At 34.2% G+C, this 15857-nt stretch carries 15 protein-coding genes, 1 tRNA gene and 1 pseudogene; 11 read left to right on the top strand and 6 right to left on the bottom strand.

The window, feature by feature from the left end:
- Positions 1-331: 331 nt before the first annotated feature.
- The 9 genes and pseudogenes from OPR21_RS06165 (at position 332) to ruvC (ending at position 6362) form a co-directional block, all read left to right on the top strand.
- Positions 332-565, top strand: coding sequence for a hypothetical protein (locus OPR21_RS06165; protein ID WP_265029827.1), 234 nt, complete (start codon positions 332-334; stop codon positions 563-565).
- 1021 nt (positions 566-1586) lie between these two features.
- Positions 1587-1889, top strand: coding sequence for a 50S ribosomal protein L21 (gene rplU / locus OPR21_RS06160; protein WP_006279565.1), 303 nt, complete (start codon positions 1587-1589; stop codon positions 1887-1889).
- A gap of 10 nt (positions 1890-1899) precedes the next feature.
- Entirely contained in the window at positions 1900-2169 is a 270-nt protein-coding gene (gene rpmA, locus OPR21_RS06155; protein ID WP_006279564.1) for a 50S ribosomal protein L27, read from the top strand.
- A gap of 9 nt (positions 2170-2178) precedes the next feature.
- A tRNA-Ile gene (locus OPR21_RS06150) sits at positions 2179-2255 on the top strand.
- A 57-nt stretch (positions 2256-2312) separates the two neighbouring features.
- Positions 2313-3485 carry a methionine adenosyltransferase gene (gene metK, locus OPR21_RS06145; protein WP_265029825.1) on the top strand — a complete coding sequence of 391 codons (1173 nt, stop codon included), beginning with the start codon at positions 2313-2315 and terminating at the stop codon, positions 3483-3485.
- A gap of 125 nt (positions 3486-3610) precedes the next feature.
- Positions 3611-4294 (top strand): annotated as a pseudogene (locus OPR21_RS06140) (thiaminase II/PqqC family protein).
- Positions 4295-4338: 44 nt separating this feature from the next.
- Entirely contained in the window at positions 4339-4998 is a 660-nt protein-coding gene (locus tag OPR21_RS06135) for a TenA family protein (RefSeq protein WP_010962391.1), read from the top strand.
- A 47-nt stretch (positions 4999-5045) separates the two neighbouring features.
- The gene (locus OPR21_RS06130; RefSeq protein WP_006279354.1) at positions 5046-5873 is read left to right on the top strand and encodes a cytochrome c oxidase subunit 3; all 828 of its coding nucleotides are present in this window, start codon (positions 5046-5048) and stop codon (positions 5871-5873) included.
- Entirely contained in the window at positions 5874-6362 is a 489-nt protein-coding gene (gene ruvC, locus OPR21_RS06125; RefSeq protein ID WP_209473140.1) for a crossover junction endodeoxyribonuclease RuvC, read from the top strand. It abuts the gene before it with no gap.
- 44 nt (positions 6363-6406) lie between these two features.
- Here the strand turns inward: ruvC and ruvX are convergent, their stop codons facing one another.
- The 3 genes from ruvX to OPR21_RS06110 all read right to left on the bottom strand — a co-directional run bounded on the left by ruvX (position 6407) and on the right by OPR21_RS06110 (position 8789).
- The gene (gene ruvX, locus OPR21_RS06120; protein WP_010082183.1) at positions 6407-6874 is read right to left on the bottom strand and encodes a Holliday junction resolvase RuvX; all 468 of its coding nucleotides are present in this window, start codon (positions 6872-6874) and stop codon (positions 6407-6409) included.
- A 266-nt stretch (positions 6875-7140) separates the two neighbouring features.
- Entirely contained in the window at positions 7141-8097 is a 957-nt protein-coding gene (locus OPR21_RS06115) for an IS5 family transposase (RefSeq protein ID WP_265029812.1), read from the bottom strand.
- Between the two features lie 419 nt (positions 8098-8516).
- Entirely contained in the window at positions 8517-8789 is a 273-nt protein-coding gene (locus OPR21_RS06110) for a hypothetical protein (RefSeq protein ID WP_265029821.1), read from the bottom strand.
- Between the two features lie 1036 nt (positions 8790-9825).
- On the opposite strand from OPR21_RS06110, the gene gatB reads away from it, so the two are divergent.
- Complete coding sequence (gatB, locus tag OPR21_RS06105; protein WP_265029820.1) at positions 9826-11250, top strand: Asp-tRNA(Asn)/Glu-tRNA(Gln) amidotransferase subunit GatB; 1425 nt, start codon at positions 9826-9828, stop codon at positions 11248-11250.
- Between the two features lie 141 nt (positions 11251-11391).
- Entirely contained in the window at positions 11392-13206 is a 1815-nt protein-coding gene (locus OPR21_RS06100) for an NB-ARC domain-containing protein (RefSeq protein WP_265029818.1), read from the top strand.
- A 156-nt stretch (positions 13207-13362) separates the two neighbouring features.
- Here the strand turns inward: OPR21_RS06100 and OPR21_RS06095 are convergent, their stop codons facing one another.
- From OPR21_RS06095 to OPR21_RS06085, 3 genes are read right to left on the bottom strand one after another with little or no spacing between them, the layout of a single operon-like run.
- Positions 13363-13782, bottom strand: coding sequence for a YqaA family protein (locus tag OPR21_RS06095; RefSeq protein ID WP_077188498.1), 420 nt, complete (start codon positions 13780-13782; stop codon positions 13363-13365).
- Positions 13783-13788: 6 nt separating this feature from the next.
- The gene (cysS, locus tag OPR21_RS06090) at positions 13789-15162 is read right to left on the bottom strand and encodes a cysteine--tRNA ligase (protein ID WP_236515131.1); all 1374 of its coding nucleotides are present in this window, start codon (positions 15160-15162) and stop codon (positions 13789-13791) included.
- The gene (locus tag OPR21_RS06085) at positions 15155-15811 is read right to left on the bottom strand and encodes an exopolysaccharide biosynthesis protein (RefSeq protein ID WP_015588796.1); all 657 of its coding nucleotides are present in this window, start codon (positions 15809-15811) and stop codon (positions 15155-15157) included. Before OPR21_RS06085 ends, cysS begins: the two co-directional genes overlap by 8 nt.
- Between the last annotated feature and the right edge of the window lie 46 nt (positions 15812-15857).

The raw sequence follows: 15857 nt of genomic DNA, 5'->3' as shown, positions 1-15857 counted from the left end.
ACTTAATGTATCGGCGTCTTATGTTTAATTTTTTGCAGTATATAGATACTGTATGTCTTTACAAAACTTCATCTACATCTAGATTTTTATCTAAATAAGCTGAACGCGCTTATAAAGCGTTACAAGACATCAAAAAATGCCAATACTCGACAGAGATAGTAAAAGACTAGCTAACTCGGGGGTCCTTTGTCTTTTTTTCTGCTTAGTAAATTTCTTAAACATTTGCAGCGTAGGTTAGTTGCAATTAAAAGCAGCTGAATTTCGCTTGTCAAGCGTTTAAAACATAAAAAACGCCAATATTTTAAAGCGGACAATAACCACGGGGCTTCTTTTGCCTTTTTTTTCGCTTGGTAAATTTCTTAATATTTATAGCAACATGAATTGGGCAGGAAGGTGTCATTCCAGTGCTCCTTTTTTTGTCACCCGAGCCCCTATGATGTCATTCCAGTGCTTGACACTGGGATGGCTTTGTTGCATCGCTACTTATGAAAGGCTAACTATAGTTAGGATTATAAGCAACCTATTGAAAATCTTGTTTTTTTGCAATCAATCTGATCAAATTTAAGAATAGTAATTTGTTATTTATATTAATAAATTTAATTCTATTGAAAATAGCTAAAGCATTGAAATTCTTGAATTTTAGCCAGATTAGTGAGTGGTAGTGAAATTTCTTTTACTCAAATTTAGGTATTCACTGACCGTTCTTGTTATAAATACCAGAATAATAAGCTACTGATATTCCCTATCTTTTTTATCTTTAATCCATCATAGCTAGCGATGCAACAAAGCCCACTGGGATCCAGTTTTCCATATAATCTCATCGAAAATGTTGTAACCACTTTCTATGCTAGTTTGCTTGCTCACAAGCAAACTTTCCTGGATCCCAGTGTCTGGGCACTGGGATGACAGAAGAAGGAGGCGCTGCCGTCTTGGATGAAAAGGCTGGATTCCAGTGGGCTTTGTTGCATCGCTAGCTATGATGGATTAAAGATAAAAAAGATAGGGAATATCAGTAGCTTATTATTCTGGTATTTATAACAAGAACGGTCAATGAATACCTAAATTTGAGTAAAAGAAATTTCACTACCATTTACCAATCCGGCTAAAATTCAAGAATTTCAATGCTTTAGCTATTTTCAATAGAATTAAATTTATTAATATAAATAACAAATTACTATTCTTAAATTTGATCAGATTGATTGCAAAAAAACAAGATTTTCAATAGGTTGCTTATAATCCTAACTATAGTTAGCCTTTCATAAGTAGCGATGCAACAAAGCCATTCCAGTGTCAGCTACTTTCATGACATCATCATAAGGTAAACCAGTGTCAGCTACTCGGATGACAGGAGAAGGGGCTACTTGCATGACGGTGTCGGTAAACTTAGAGCTATAATAACTATTTGCCTTTTTTCTGCTTAGGTTATGCAAGAAGTCTACTGTCTGAGAAAAGGTAGATAAAAGATGAAAACAGATAGAAGTATTTTAGTAGCTCAAAAAGAACGTTAAGTCATGCTTTTTATTTATATTGACAGCGTATATGACATCGTTTACGATTAAAGTTAATAACAATAATTTATATTTATCATGTTTGCAGTAATTGAGACTGGTGGAAAGCAATATTTAGTAAAAGAAGGTAGTATAATAAAGGTAGAGAAGTTAGAAGCTGAAGAAAAAAAAGAGGTGGAAATCAATAAGGTGATTTGTATTTCAAATAATGGCTTATCTTATTCATCTAATGCTACTGTTAAAGCTGAAGTGTTGGAGCAGTGCAGGGGGGAAAAAATTATAATCTTTAAGAAGAAAAGAAGAAAAAATTACCGTAGGAAAACTGGTCATAGGCAGTATATAACTGTTCTTCGTATAAATGAAATTAGTCTTCAAAAGTAAGAGGTAAGATATGGCAACTAAAAAATCAGGTGGTAGTTCCTGTAATGGTAGAGATTCAGCGGGTCGTAGGTTAGGAATAAAGAAGAATGGGAAGGTTATTCCTGGTAACATAATTGTGCGCCAAAGAGGCACAAAATTCCATCCTGGGAAGAATGTTGGTATAGGTAAAGATCATACGATTTTTGCTAAAATAGAAGGCTGGGTCAGCTTTAGAAGGTCAGCAAATAAAAAGACTTTTATTGATATCGTGCCTACAGATAATATGAAAGCTTCAGCTTGAATAAATCATGGGTCTGTAGCTCAGGTGGTTAGAGCGCACGCCTGATAAGCGTGAGGTCGGAGGTTCAACTCTTCCCAGACCCACCATTTAGTAGTTACTAACTGTGTTTTCTATAGCGGTTTTGATATTGTATAAGCAAAAACATGAGTTTATATAAAAATTTAGTAACCAGTGAATCAGTGGCGGCTGGTCATCCAGATAAAGTAGCAGATCAAATTTCAGATGCAATACTTGATGAGTACCTTTTTACTGATCCTTTTGCGCGAGCTGCAATAGAGACTTTAGTCACCAAAGATAACGTTATTATAGCTGGGGAAGTGTTTGGGCCTAACATTGAGAATAGCAGGATTGAAAGTATTGTACGGAATACAATAAAAGATATTGGTTACAAGCACGATGGGTTCCACTGGAGAAAAGTGAAAGTAAATATATTGCTGCATGAGCAATCAAATGACATTGCAATAGGGTTGGATCAAGGTGCTGGAGATCAGGGCATAATGTATGGCTATGCAACAACAGAGACAGAAAACCTTATGCCGGCACCCATTTTTTATGCACACTCGATTCTGAAAAATATCATGAATGCAGTTAAAGAAGCAAAACTTGGTCCAGATGCAAAGTCACAAATCACTTTGGCATATGAGAATAACCTTCCAGTACGTGCTGAAAGTATTATTGTCTCAATACAGCACCCTGAGGATTTGGATCAATCAAAAGTAAAAGAAATAATTTACCCTTACATAGTTTCATCTTTACCTGAAGGATGGATGTGTTCTGAGGAAAATCTCTTAGTCAATCCAACTGGTAGATTTGTTATTGGTGGACCAGTTGGTGACTGTGGATTAACCGGACGAAAAATTATGGTTGATACTTATGGAGGTTATATTCCACACGGTGGAGGGGCATTTTCCGGAAAAGATGCAACTAAAGTTGATAGATCTGCGGCTTATATGGCAAGATACCTTGCTAAAAATATTGTCTTTGCAGGTTTGGCTGAACGTTGTCTTGTGCAGCTTTCTTATGCAATTGGTGTATCAAAACCTACTTCATTCTATATTGATACATTTGGTGCGAATAAGGTAGAGGAAAGAGTAATTAAAAAGTTTATCGAGAATAATATAGATTTATCAACAAAAGGCATAATCAAGCATTTATCGCTTAATTGCCCTATATATAAACGTACAGCCTGTTATGGACATTTTGGTAAAGAGTCAGAAAGTGACGGTGGATTTTCTTGGGAAAACATGGACTTATCTGCTGATCTTTGTAGAGAATTCAATATAGAAGGTAATAGTAAAATTTCTTTAGATTGCTAAAATTTTTGATTTATAGCCTCATATTTATATACTAGCTTATTGTTGAAGTATAATTGCTTTTTCATAATAATTATACTATATTAGTGATAATTATTATATTCAGTTTTTATTGTGAGGTTCGTGTAATGTATAATGACATAAAAGAAGAATTCTGTAGCGTAGCTATAAAAGAATCATCTGATCTTGTTGATAGAATAGAAGAACATCCTTTTTATGTTGAATTGGTGAATGGTACTTTAGATTATAAAAGATTTAAATTTTACCTTCAGCAGGATTTTCTATGTTCTGTAGATTGCGCTCGTGCTCATTTAGTTGTTGCAGCTAAAGTTAATGATGTTGAGACAATGAGTAGGTTAATTGATATAACAAAAGGAGCATTTGATTTTCGAGAACAATATAAAAAATATTTCTAGGATTGTGATCTATCTGATAATAATAAAAAGTCAAGAGCTTGTTCTGCCTATGCTGACCTTTTCATGAGTACTGCGTATCACAATTCTGTTACTGAGACCTTAGTGTTGTCTTATTCTCTCTTTAATGTATACCAAATTGTTATATGCCATATGGCAAATGAGATAACAACTAAGGGGATTAAAAGTAACAAATACAAAAAGTGGATTGATATCTGTAATAGCAAAGGAATGGACGCGGTGGTTGAAGAGGTTAGTGATATTACAAATAAGCTATATAAAAAAGCTAGTGACTGTGAAAAAAAGAGGATGTATGAGTTTTTTAAGAAAGGGCTGGAATTAGAAATAATGTTTTGGGATGAGGCATATTACTCTAATATATCTAGCAAAGAATATTAGCAGCGGATTATTTACGTTAACTTGATCTTTTATCGGTAACTACAGTGTTCAGTGGCATAATTAGGAGCTGTTACGGGTCAAATCTTTTAAAGGATATAATTGAGCATCCTTTTAATGTTGAGTTAGCGAATAACACCCTAAATATAGAGAACTTCAAATTCTATGCTCAACAAAAGACGTTGTTCTTAGGTGATTATATTCGTACCACCTTAATTACTGCATCCAAAATGGAAGATTATAGTAGTATTATCTCGCTTGCTGAAGTAGCCCAAAGAGTAGTGACTGTTAATAGAATGCTATATGACTACTACTTTACTATGTACGGTATAAGTCGCGAAAAGAAATCTCTTGAGTGTTTTAATTTCACTAATTTTCTTTTATCCATCTCGCATAGTAATACCTATGAGGCTATGACGGTTTTGTATTCTTGCATGTTTATATACGAGACTGTCGTTGATAGCATGAAAAATAGATTCAAGAAAAATAATAGATATAGGGATTGGTTTAATTTTTGTTACAGTGATTCAGTAAAGTCTGGATGCATTATTTTGGAAAATATTGTTGATGGATATTGCAGCAGAGCAAGAGAAAACGAAAAGAGCAGAATGCTTGAGTTGTTTAGAATAACTGCACAATTTGTGTTAGATTTTTTGAACGGTGCATATAATTTTTCAAGATTCAATCAATTTCCTAAGGAACATTGACAATTTTAAGCTAATTTGTATCCTTAATAAGTATTTTTTAAAATGCTATGAAAAGTAAAGAACATGATTTTCATTTAGTGGATCCAAGCCCTTGGCCAATTGCTGTATCAGCAGCAATTCTTATTCTTGCACTTGGATTAGTTGGCGCGCTTCATAAACAAATTGTCGGAATGTTTTGTTTAGTTTTGGGAATCTCCGCAGTATCAGGGGTGCTGTTTTATTGGTGGAGAGATGTAATAAGGGAGGCCATTTATGACAAATGTCACACTGCCATTGTAAAACATGGACTCAAATTTGCAATGTACTTATTTATTCTCTCGGAGGTCGTATTTTTTATAGTGTTCTTTTGTTCATTCTTTAAAGCCTGGCTTGATCCAGTTTTTTTATTTGAGGCGTTTTCTCCTGCAAAAAAAGTTGAATGGCCCCCTGAGGGAATTTTGCCACCTGATCCGTGGTCACTACCATTCATGAATACATTAATATTATTGCTTTCTGGTACAACAATTACTTGGGCAAATCACTCTTTACTTAAAAATGATAAAAAGAGCATGATTAAAATGCTGTCCATAACTATATTGCTTGGAGTTTTTTTTATAATAGTGCAAGCAATAGAGTATCATGAAGCGAGTTTTTCTCTACAAGAAACAGGAGAAAAGCTTATTTATACATCCAATTTTTATATGATTACCGGTTTTCACTGCGCACACGTTATAATAGGAATAATATTTTTATCAGTGTGTTTATTTAGAGCACGGAAAGGCCAATTTACACTTCAGGACCATTTGTGCTTTGAGTTTGCCTCCTGGTATTGGCACTTTGTAGATGTAGTCTGGATATTTTTATTTTTGTTTGTCTATTGGTTAAGCGTTTATTAAGTGGTTAAAATAATAGGTCTAGATCCAGGAATAAGCAAGACTGGGTGGGCCATTATCAGCCTGAACGAAAAAAATAATATTGAATTTTTGGGCGGCGGTACCATATCAACTGATGGTAAATTGGGTACAGGTGAACGCCTACATACAATTTTTGAACAATTAAAGAAAGTAATTTCCCTATACTCTCCGAATGAAGCTGCGGTGGAGAAAATTTTTGTTAATAAAAATCCTAAATCTTCACTAACTTTAGGATATGCAAGAGGGGTTGTAATTTTAGCGTTAAAAATAACAAAGCTAACTATGAATGAATATGATGCAAACTATGTAAAAAAAAGCATTACCGGAAATGGCCATGCTGATAAGGATCAGATTATATTTATGGTGAAGCAAATAGTTAAAAATTTGAGTATAAAATGCCACCATGCTGCTGACGCTCTTGCTGTAGCAATTTGTCATGCTTATACGAAAGGTTCTTGTTTTGTTGAGTAACTTTTATATGGGATTCAGTTTGAAGATTTCCAGATCTGGAAAAACTATTTGATTGTATTTATCTTGTCTAACGTTCGTTGCAAAATAATACATGCGGAGATTTTATCATCTATTTTTTTCGATTTTGTGATTGATATTCCAGTAATTTTTAGTGTATGAGTTGCGATAGATGTTGAGAAGCTTTCGTCTTGTAAGTATATATTTACTTTATATTTTTTTATTATTTTATTTGCGAATTGGATTATAGTTTTACACCATTTAGTTTCTTGCTCGTCCATTTTTAATGGTAGTCCTATTACCATTGATCCAGATTCATTTTCTTTGAATATTCTATGCAGATAACCTAAATCTTTGCTCATATTTTTTCTGTGATATATGCTATGAGCTGTGGCTATGAGCTGTGTTTTATCGCTAAATGCTATGCCTATTTGCTTTTCTCCCATGTCAAGGCACATTATGCGCTTATCTTTTGGAATAGACTTTAGAAACTCATCTGGATTTCTATGTAGCATCTATTAGACTTCCTTTAAAGTGACCTTACCAAAAAAGTGGAGAGAAAGTTAAGAAAATTTTTTACAAAAAGAATAATGAATCAAATTGCTCAGGAATGCAATAGACTTCTTGCATAACCCAAACTAAGTAGAAAAAAGGTATCATCTAAGTAGCTGACACTGGTTTCCATCCAAAAGGGCAGTGCCCCTATGATGTCATTCCAGTGCTTGACACTGGAATGGCTTTGTTGCATCGCTCTTCGGATAGTAGGTAACGTACAATAAATTCATGAAGCTATCTCAAACTTAGCCATGCCTATTTCAGTAAATTTGTTAAGCAAATAACACTTGAGTAGCAGTTCCTTCTCACGATTAATTTCAGATTTGCTCCTAAAACTAAACCCAAATATTCGCTTCAACCTTGAGAAAAATCCTTCAATATACGATCTTTTTCCGTAATTTACTTCTTCTTTCCATCTTTTTATACCATTCTCACCATGTAATTTCATTAACTGAATAGCGGCATTTCTATCAAGCATATAATCCAATTTTGGATGCTCTGCTGCGTTGTTTTTCGGAGGAATTTTCGTTTTTATACCATATTGATTACACAGCTTATAGAGCTTTTCTCTGTCATATGCCCTATCTGCATATAGTACTTTTATGACATACTGAAAATCGACTTCTTTTAGCAAATCACAAGCTCCATAGTGATCAGAGTAGACACCGTTACTGTATTTTACAGCTATGGCTTTTTTGCTGTTTGTATTCAACATTACATGCAATTTTCTTGTCTGTTCATAGCTGCGATACTTTCTATCTTCGCTATTTTCTTTGCTATGACCAGGAGTGTTGTTGTATATACTAATTCCTGTACTGTCTATAGCAATTTCGATATCTTCCATATTATTTTTATCAATTCTGCAATCATTGATCTTAATATTGAGTTTCTTAAACCTTCTTGATGATTGTGAATAGCTGATAACTTGCAAATTTTTCCCAATTTGCTCAAGGTATCCTGCTATAAACCCAACTGTTTGCCTCAGGCCTATTCTAAATAAACAAGTTATTATGTGCACCAAAATTACAACTTTATCGCTATAAATATTGTTGCCACCTGGTATTTTTGGACCATTCTCGTACCACTTTTCTATGGCTTCGTTGATATAATGAAAAATATTTCCTCTTTTTTCTAGAAATTTGTTATATTCGCTATGGTTACTGACCCTCATTTTTTGTGGCATATTTTTTCTTTCAAGGTTAAATGGCTATTTTATAATGAATTTTGTCAGTAGCCACCAGATTTTTCAGTTGCTATGCAACAAAGCCCACTGGAATCCAGACTTTAATTGTTATACTTGTAAATAAGTCTGGTGAGAATAGACGTTCATCTCAAAATGCAGTATTTTTGTTGAAATAGCTCAACTGGATTCCAGCGGGCTTTGTTGCATCGCTAGCTATGATGGATTAAAGATAAAAAAGGTGGAGAATATCAGTAGCTTATTATTCTGGTATTTACAACAAGAACGGTCAGTGAATACCTAAATTTGAGTAAAAGAAATTTCACTACCACTCACTAATCCGGCTAAAATTCAAGAATTTCAATGCTTTAGCTATTTTCAATAGAATTAAATTTATTAATATAAATAACAAATTACTATTCTTAAATTTGATCAGATTGATTGCAAAAAAACAAGATTTTCAATAGGTTGCTTATAATCCTAATTATAGTTAGCCTTTCATAAGTAGCGATGCAACAAAGCCATTCCAGCGTCACGCGCTGGAATGACACCTTTGTGTTTGCATAGCTGTACGAACATTGTGATTTGAGAGCAATCTCCACAAGGGAGGATGTCATTCCAGTGCCCAGACACTGGAATCCAGGAAAAAGAATGGTGTCATCCAAGTAGCTGACACTGGGATGGCTTTGTTGCATCGCTACTTATGAAAGGCTAACTATAGTTAGGATTATAAGCAACCTATTGAAAATCTTGTTTTTTTGCAATCAATCTGATCAAATTTAAGAATAGTAATTTGTTATTTATATTAATAAATTTAATTCTATTGAAAATAGCTAAAGCATTGAAATTCTTGAATTTTAGCCAGATTAGTGAGTGGTAGTGAAATTTCTTTTACTCAAATTTAGGTATTCACTGACCGTTCTTGTTATAAATACCAGAATAATAAGCTACTGATATTCCCTATCTTTTTTATCTTTAATCCATCATAGCTAGCGATGCAACAAAGCCCACTGGGATCCAGAAGACTTAATTTCAACCAAATAATAAAGGCTGGATCCCAGTGCTTGGCACTGGAATGACAGCAATCCTACGTCATACCGCAATTCATTCGCGGTATCTCGGCCGCTAACAAGTAGCGGGATGACGGTTATCGTTTAGCTATAAATATTTAAGAAATTTACCAAACGAAAAAAAAGGCAAAAGAAGCCCCGTGGTTGGCTAATTACTTACATTATACTTTCAAGTATGGCGTTTTTTTATTCTAAACACTTAATAACCGCGATTCAGTTGCTTTTAAACCGCAACTAATCTAAATTATAAACGTTAAGAAATTTACTAAACAGAAAAAAAGGCAAAAGAAACCCTAGGGTAGCTAGTTATTCACTATCCATTTTTTAAGTTGGCGTTTTTTTATGTTTTAAACGCTTTATAAGCGCGTTTCAGCTTATGTAGGTAGAAGTTTTATAAAGACATAAGGTGCACATAGTGCAAAAAATTAAACATGAGACGCCAGATACGTGAGTTTTTTTGTCATTTAATCTGTACAGAGAAGATAAATAAATAGCTTCAATTTTATGATAAGAGGGCTGGCGAAGCTTGTCAAGTAATCTTTTGCATTTAACCCGTTTCTATGGGTAAAACAATCTGCATACCACTTAGCTAACATGAGTTTTGTTTTGACTTTTTGTGCTAATTTTGCAGAATATTAAGATTATCATTTAAATAAAATACATGACGAAAGAGGATTGGGAAGCGGTAATTGGGCTTGAGGTACACGCTCAAGTTTCTTCTAATACGAAGCTATTTTCTAGCTCATCAACGGAATTTGGTGCTGAGCATAACACTCAAGTTTCTCTAGTTGATGCGGCAATGCCAGGTACGCTGCCAATACTAAATTATTACTGCATAGAGCAAGCAATACGCACCGGTCTTGCACTTTCTGCAGAAATTAATAAGTGTTCTTACTTTGATCGGAAAAATTATTTTTATCCTGATTTACCACAAGGTTACCAGATAACTCAGTTTTTTGAGCCAATAGTTAAAAACGGTAGAGTATTTATCAACGACAATGAAAAAGAAATAAGAATTGCGAGAATTCATTTAGAGCAAGATGCAGGAAAGAGCGTTCATGAGGAAAGCAAAACTTATGTGGATTTAAATCGTGCAGGGGTTGCTTTAATGGAAATTGTTTCAGAACCAGATCTCCGTTCATCTGCGGAAGCTGCAGAATGCATGAAAAAATTGAGGCAGATTTTGCGTTACATTGGTTCGTGTGATGGTGATATGGAAAAGGGATCACTTCGTTGTGATGCAAATGTTTCTGTCCGCCTAAAAGGCAGTAGCACATTTGGCACTCGTTGTGAGATAAAAAATCTGAACTCGATACGTTATATTGTGCAAGCTATAGACTATGAAATACAAAGACAAATTGAAATTATAGAAAGTGGGGAAGAAATAAGTCAAGATACTTTATTGTTTGATGTTGCTTCGGGAAAAACAAAAGTGATGCGAAACAAAGAGGATGCAAGCGACTATAGATACTTCCCTGAGCCTGACTTGTTGCCAGTTGAGGTAAGCCAGGATAAAATCGATTCTATTAAATCATCTTTGCCCGAGTTACCAGATCAAAAAAAGCTGCGATACATTGAGGAATTGGGTATCAACGAATACGATGCAAACGTCATTACTTCCGATAAGGCAATTGCTGATTACTTTGAGGAATTGATAAAAAAACATGATTCAAAGCTTGCGGTCACCTGGTTAACCGTAGAGCTTTTTGGTCGTTTAAATAAAGCAGGTATTGATATTATAAGCTCCCCAATCAAAGCCAATGCCTTGTCCGAGCTCTTAGATTTTATCGTTGATGGAACGATCTCTGCTAAACTTGGCAAACAAATTTTTGATATTATGTTTGAAACTGGCAAACCTGCATCTTTAATTATAGAAGAGCAGGACCTAAAGCAAATAACCGATAGAGGTCAAATATCAGAAGTTATCGACACAATCGTCAATAACAACCAAGATAAAGTTCAAGAATATAAAAGCGGTAAAACAAAGTTATACGGATTCTTTGTTGGTGAAGTTATGAAATCCACTAAGGGAAAAGCCAGCCCCGATGTCGTGAATTCAATTTTGAGTGAGAGATTAAGTAATTAGTTACATTTTTTTATTTACATAACAGCACATCTCGTAGATATTCTCAGATTTACGCTACGATATCTTTAATCTCATGACATATAATTTTATTATTTTTTTACCATTTGTCGGCACCATCTTTAAAATTATGTGAGGTTGAGGATGCCTGAAACTTATCCTACTGGAGGGGCGAAAAACTTTATTCATGGTATTGACTATCAAAAATTGTGGCTAATGCTGTTTTTTAGACGTGCAGTGAATAGAAAGTACTTTTTCCGCTTAGCCACGGAAATGAGTTCGGCTGCAGGTTTTGACGATATTGTTTTCCGGTATGAGCAAAATGGGACAACAGTATGTATGCTTATACAAGTTAAACATAAACAAGATGGCAGCAAGAAGATCTGTGTAGGCGACTTATTGACAAAAAGTGGTGAACTTAACTTAGTAAAACATTTTGCTGCCTTTTTAGAAATTCAAGGTAATGAAGAATTCAAGGATAAAATAAAGGATTTTTTTATTGCCACAAATGTCGGTTTTGACTTTGAAAGTCTAGCAGATAAGGGAATTTCATTTACAAGAATGAACACAGAAGATGAGTTTCTGAATATAGGCAGTAGTGTAAGATATAAATTTGATAATAGTATTATCTCACACTTGCAAGAGAATATGGATTTTATAAAGGGTGAGGTAGGTGGACAAGTTAGCGATGGAGAAATAAATAAGAAAATAGAGGAATTTCCAGATAAATTGGTGTTTGCAGTTAATTTACCTAACCATGCTGAACTGGAAGGATTAATCAAAAATGAGATAAGTAACAAATTGATCGAAAAGTTCAACTACTTTGGTAATGACGAAACTGCTTACAACGCGCTTTTTATGAAAATGTGGAGTTGGATGAAGGATAGAGAAGGACGTTTCCTTTCACATAAAGAAGGCGAAGAGCTTTTCCGAAAAGTAGAGATGTGTGCTAGTACTTTAAGTGAGATAAGACAAGAAGTAGAGAAAGGGAATAAAGAAATAGGTAAAATAGCAAAACAACAGCGTAAGGATAGTAAAACACTGCATAAAATACATGCAGTTGCAACAACACAGAATAACAAGCAGATAGAGAAGCCTATTCAGTTTAATATGGTATATCCAGTTGAGATGTTTGTTGGGAGGGACAGCGAATTGCAAGAAATATATGGTAAATTGCATGAAAGTACTGGCAAACTAACGGCAATATCACAAATGGTTGTTATCGGTGGTCTTGGAGGAATAGGAAAAAGTGAGTTAGCTAGGAAATACGCTTATGAATATAGAAAAGATTATGATGGCAATGTTGTATGGGTAAACGCTGAAAACTTTGGAATTATGAAGAATTCTTTTCTGAAGTTAGCTGAGGATGATAAACTAGGTATTCCTCCCCAGGATAAGTACGGAAATGACAAGACGATAGAAACTATTGTTAAAGAAATATATGCTTTCTTTGCAAGAAGGGGAAGGAAAAGCCTGTTCATTTTTGATAATGCTGAGGGATATGAGGATATTAGTAAGTTTTTGCCATTCTCTTTAGGCCAGGACTATAACAAGCCTTGCGTATTAATTACTTCTCGTAGTAAAGATTGGAAAGTAGGAGAAGAGGAAGGTAAGATACAAGTAATACAATTAGATGAGTTTACTGAAACAGAAGCTTTGAGGTTTGTGAAGAAGGCTTTGAATATAAGAAATAATTTACAAGATGAAGAAATAAAAAAACTAACAAAAGAATTGCAGTATTTTCCATTAGCTTTGGGGCAAGCAGTAAAATATATAAACGAAAGCAATATTGTACTAAGTCGTAGAAGTAAGAAAAAAATTAGTGTTAGTGACTACCTGAAAGAATATGAAGAAGAAGCAGAAAAACTGCTTGACTTTGAATCCAAATATAAAAGTGACTGTTATACTAAAACAACATTTGTAATTTGGAAAATTACAAATGTCCTACCTTGCTCCTGATGATATTTGTATAAGAGAAATTTTTTCAAATAAAGTTACTTTTAGCTCATGGTGCATCCTTATAACTATTGAAATTTTGCATTTAATTTATAGCTCCGCTTCTATCAGGGCATAGGATGACAGAAGTGGGCTTTAATAGCTGTAGTACTATAGCTGTTATACGCCAAAAGTAAGTATTAGATATAACAAATAGAAGAAATTAGATAGAATGATTAAAGGGGCAAGGATATAAAGGTTTAACTTAAAATAACCTGATAAAATTTGAATCACACTTCCAAGTGCTGGCACCCACGAAAGTAATGCAACTGCACAAATCAGTAGATTTCTTACGATTTTTGGTGTTTTATGCTCGTTCTCTAGTTTGTGGTATGATTTTCGTATAGAGATTGTTATTCTACCTAAGTACCAGTTAACTATTCCACCAAGGCTTGATCCTAGTACTCCAAAAAATAACATAAGTAGTGGAGTGTGATACGACCTGAAATAAAGCATGGTATTGAACACAAAACCTTGATGTATGGGTAAGACTAATGATGATACTAGACTATCTGTGAATAACAGGAAGTAGTTTTCCATATGAATTTACCAGGTTGTTGTACCATCTTCATTGTCAGAAATTGTAATCCCCATTTGTTTCAACTGATTTCTTATTTTGTCTGCAGTATCGTAATTTTTATTTTTTTTTGCAATTTTTCTTAAGTCTATCAACCTTTCTATTTCTTGATGATTTACATCCACAGCAAACCACTTTTCATAACTTGACTCAAGAAGACCAATAAATCTGGCACTCTTAACAAAACTCTCAGTTAATTTAAGCTTTTCACTTTCATTACTCATTTTGTTGATTTTTGCAGCCATTTCATGTAATATAGCTAGAGCTTCAGGGATGTTTAAGTCGTTTTTTAAAGCGTCTATAAAATCTTTAGAAATCTCTGCGTTACTTTCATCAATATTCGTTATATCTAAACCACGTAATAACCGATAAAATTTGTTTAAGGTTTCCTGTGCATCAGAAATAACGTTTTCTGTCCAATCAAGTGGTTTTCTGTAGTGAGTTTTGAGCAGTGCATAGCGTATTACTTCACCCTTTATTCCACTATCTAGCAAATCCCTTACTTTGACTATATTAAATAAGGACTTGCTCATTTTTTCTTCATTTACTGTAAGAAAGCCGTTATGTATCCAGTATTTTGCAAACATTGATCCAGCAAATGCGGACTTACTCTGTGCAATTTCATTTTCATGGTGAGGAAATTGTAAATCTATGCCGCCACCATGAATATCAAAATCTTTGCCAAGGTAAGCATATGACATTGCTGAGCATTCTATATGCCATCCAGGCCTGCCCTCTCCCCATGGGCTATTCCAATAACTTGAAAGTTTGTAGTCAATATCATTTGCAGGCTTCCACAGCACAAAATCTCCAGGGTGCTTTTTATTTTCATTAACTTCAACTCTGCTACCTGGAACCAATTCATCAGTTTTTTTTCCTGATAAAGCACCATATTCATGGTAAGATTCTATATTAAAATACACGTGTTTGTCAGATTCGTAAGCGTGGCCTGATTGCAGTAAATGTTCAATTAATTTTATAATATAATCTACGTTTTCCGTTGCTTTTGGCTCGTGTGTTGGCTCTTTACAATTTATGCTTTCCATATCATCATGAAAAGCTTTAATGTAATATGTGGTTATACTTTCTATGTTGCTATTTTTCTCGCTTGCTGCATTAATTATCTTATCATCAATGTCGGTTATGTTACGCACATAGGTAACTTTGCCATAACAAAACTTGAGTAGCTGAAATAACACATCATACACAACAACAGATCGTGCATTGCCTATATGTGCTGTGTCATATACTGTTGGTCCGCAAACATACATTTTCACATGATCTTTATCGGTTGGTGTAAAAAGTTCCTTTTTTTTTGTTAAGGTGTTGTAAAGCCTAACCATATACAAAGCTTTTGAGAAAAGAAAATGCCCCAATTATAAGTTGTGGCCCTTTGACTACTACAACAAGAGTAAGCAATAACCCACACAATGATATTAGAACTCCCAATATGGATAGAAACCCATCTTTACTCATGATACCAAGCGAAATAAGAGTCGTACCAATTGCAGGAATGAAGTTAGTAAGAGGTAGTGGAAGAGCTATTGATAACGCACAAAGCAGCATTATAAAAGCTAAAATTTTTTCACCGGGCCCATAGAAAATAAAAGACATTCTTGGTCTCATGAACTTTTCTATTTTTTTTAATGCTGGAGAAGTTTTCTCTACCACAAAAGCTAGTGTTGAACGCTGAAAAGACCTTCTTTCCAACCAATGCGGCATCCAAGGAGAATCAAATCCAAATAGAAGCTGCAGTGAGAATAAGATTAAAGGTATAGAAAGAATAGTTGTATAACCAGGTGGAACCGGTATAGGCACCGATAGCGGCAAGGAGAAGATGATTATTAAAATACCAAAACCACGCTCATGCAAAGCTGTTTTAATGTCAAACAAAGTTACTTTATCGCTATCATTGTTATTGGTATCTGCAACTTCTTTTAGAATATCAGAAGCTAATTTATCACTTTTAGTCAACTTATCATTTTTTGACACGAAAAACCTTTGATAAAAATAATTCTTAACACAATTATTGTTTTAT

The sequence above is a fragment of the Wolbachia endosymbiont (group A) of Philonthus cognatus genome, from assembly GCF_947251755.1.
In the GTDB taxonomy this organism is placed as follows: domain Bacteria; phylum Pseudomonadota; class Alphaproteobacteria; order Rickettsiales; family Anaplasmataceae; genus Wolbachia; species Wolbachia pipientis.
Note: the sequence above shows the minus strand (reverse complement) of the source record. Positions and strands in the feature narration are given on the sequence as shown.

Coding starts and splice junctions, on each gene's coding strand:
- rpmA (WP_006279564.1), top strand. CDS start 1,900: ATGGCAACTAAAAAATCAGGTGGTAGTTCCTGTAATGGTAGAGATTCA.
- ruvX (WP_010082183.1), bottom strand. CDS start 6,874: ATGCTACATAGAAATCCAGATGAGTTTCTAAAGTCTATTCCAAAAGAT.
- OPR21_RS06095 (WP_077188498.1), bottom strand. CDS start 13,782: ATGGAAAACTACTTCCTGTTATTCACAGATAGTCTAGTATCATCATTA.
- rplU (WP_006279565.1), top strand. CDS start 1,587: ATGTTTGCAGTAATTGAGACTGGTGGAAAGCAATATTTAGTAAAAGAA.
- OPR21_RS06115 (WP_265029812.1), bottom strand. CDS start 8,097: ATGCCACAAAAAATGAGGGTCAGTAACCATAGCGAATATAACAAATTT.
- gatB (WP_265029820.1), top strand. CDS start 9,826: ATGACGAAAGAGGATTGGGAAGCGGTAATTGGGCTTGAGGTACACGCT.
- OPR21_RS06130 (WP_006279354.1), top strand. CDS start 5,046: ATGAAAAGTAAAGAACATGATTTTCATTTAGTGGATCCAAGCCCTTGG.
- OPR21_RS06100 (WP_265029818.1), top strand. CDS start 11,392: ATGCCTGAAACTTATCCTACTGGAGGGGCGAAAAACTTTATTCATGGT.
- metK (WP_265029825.1), top strand. CDS start 2,313: ATGAGTTTATATAAAAATTTAGTAACCAGTGAATCAGTGGCGGCTGGT.
- OPR21_RS06110 (WP_265029821.1), bottom strand. CDS start 8,789: ATGCAACAAAGCCATCCCAGTGTCAGCTACTTGGATGACACCATTCTT.
- cysS (WP_236515131.1), bottom strand. CDS start 15,162: ATGGTTAGGCTTTACAACACCTTAACAAAAAAAAAGGAACTTTTTACA.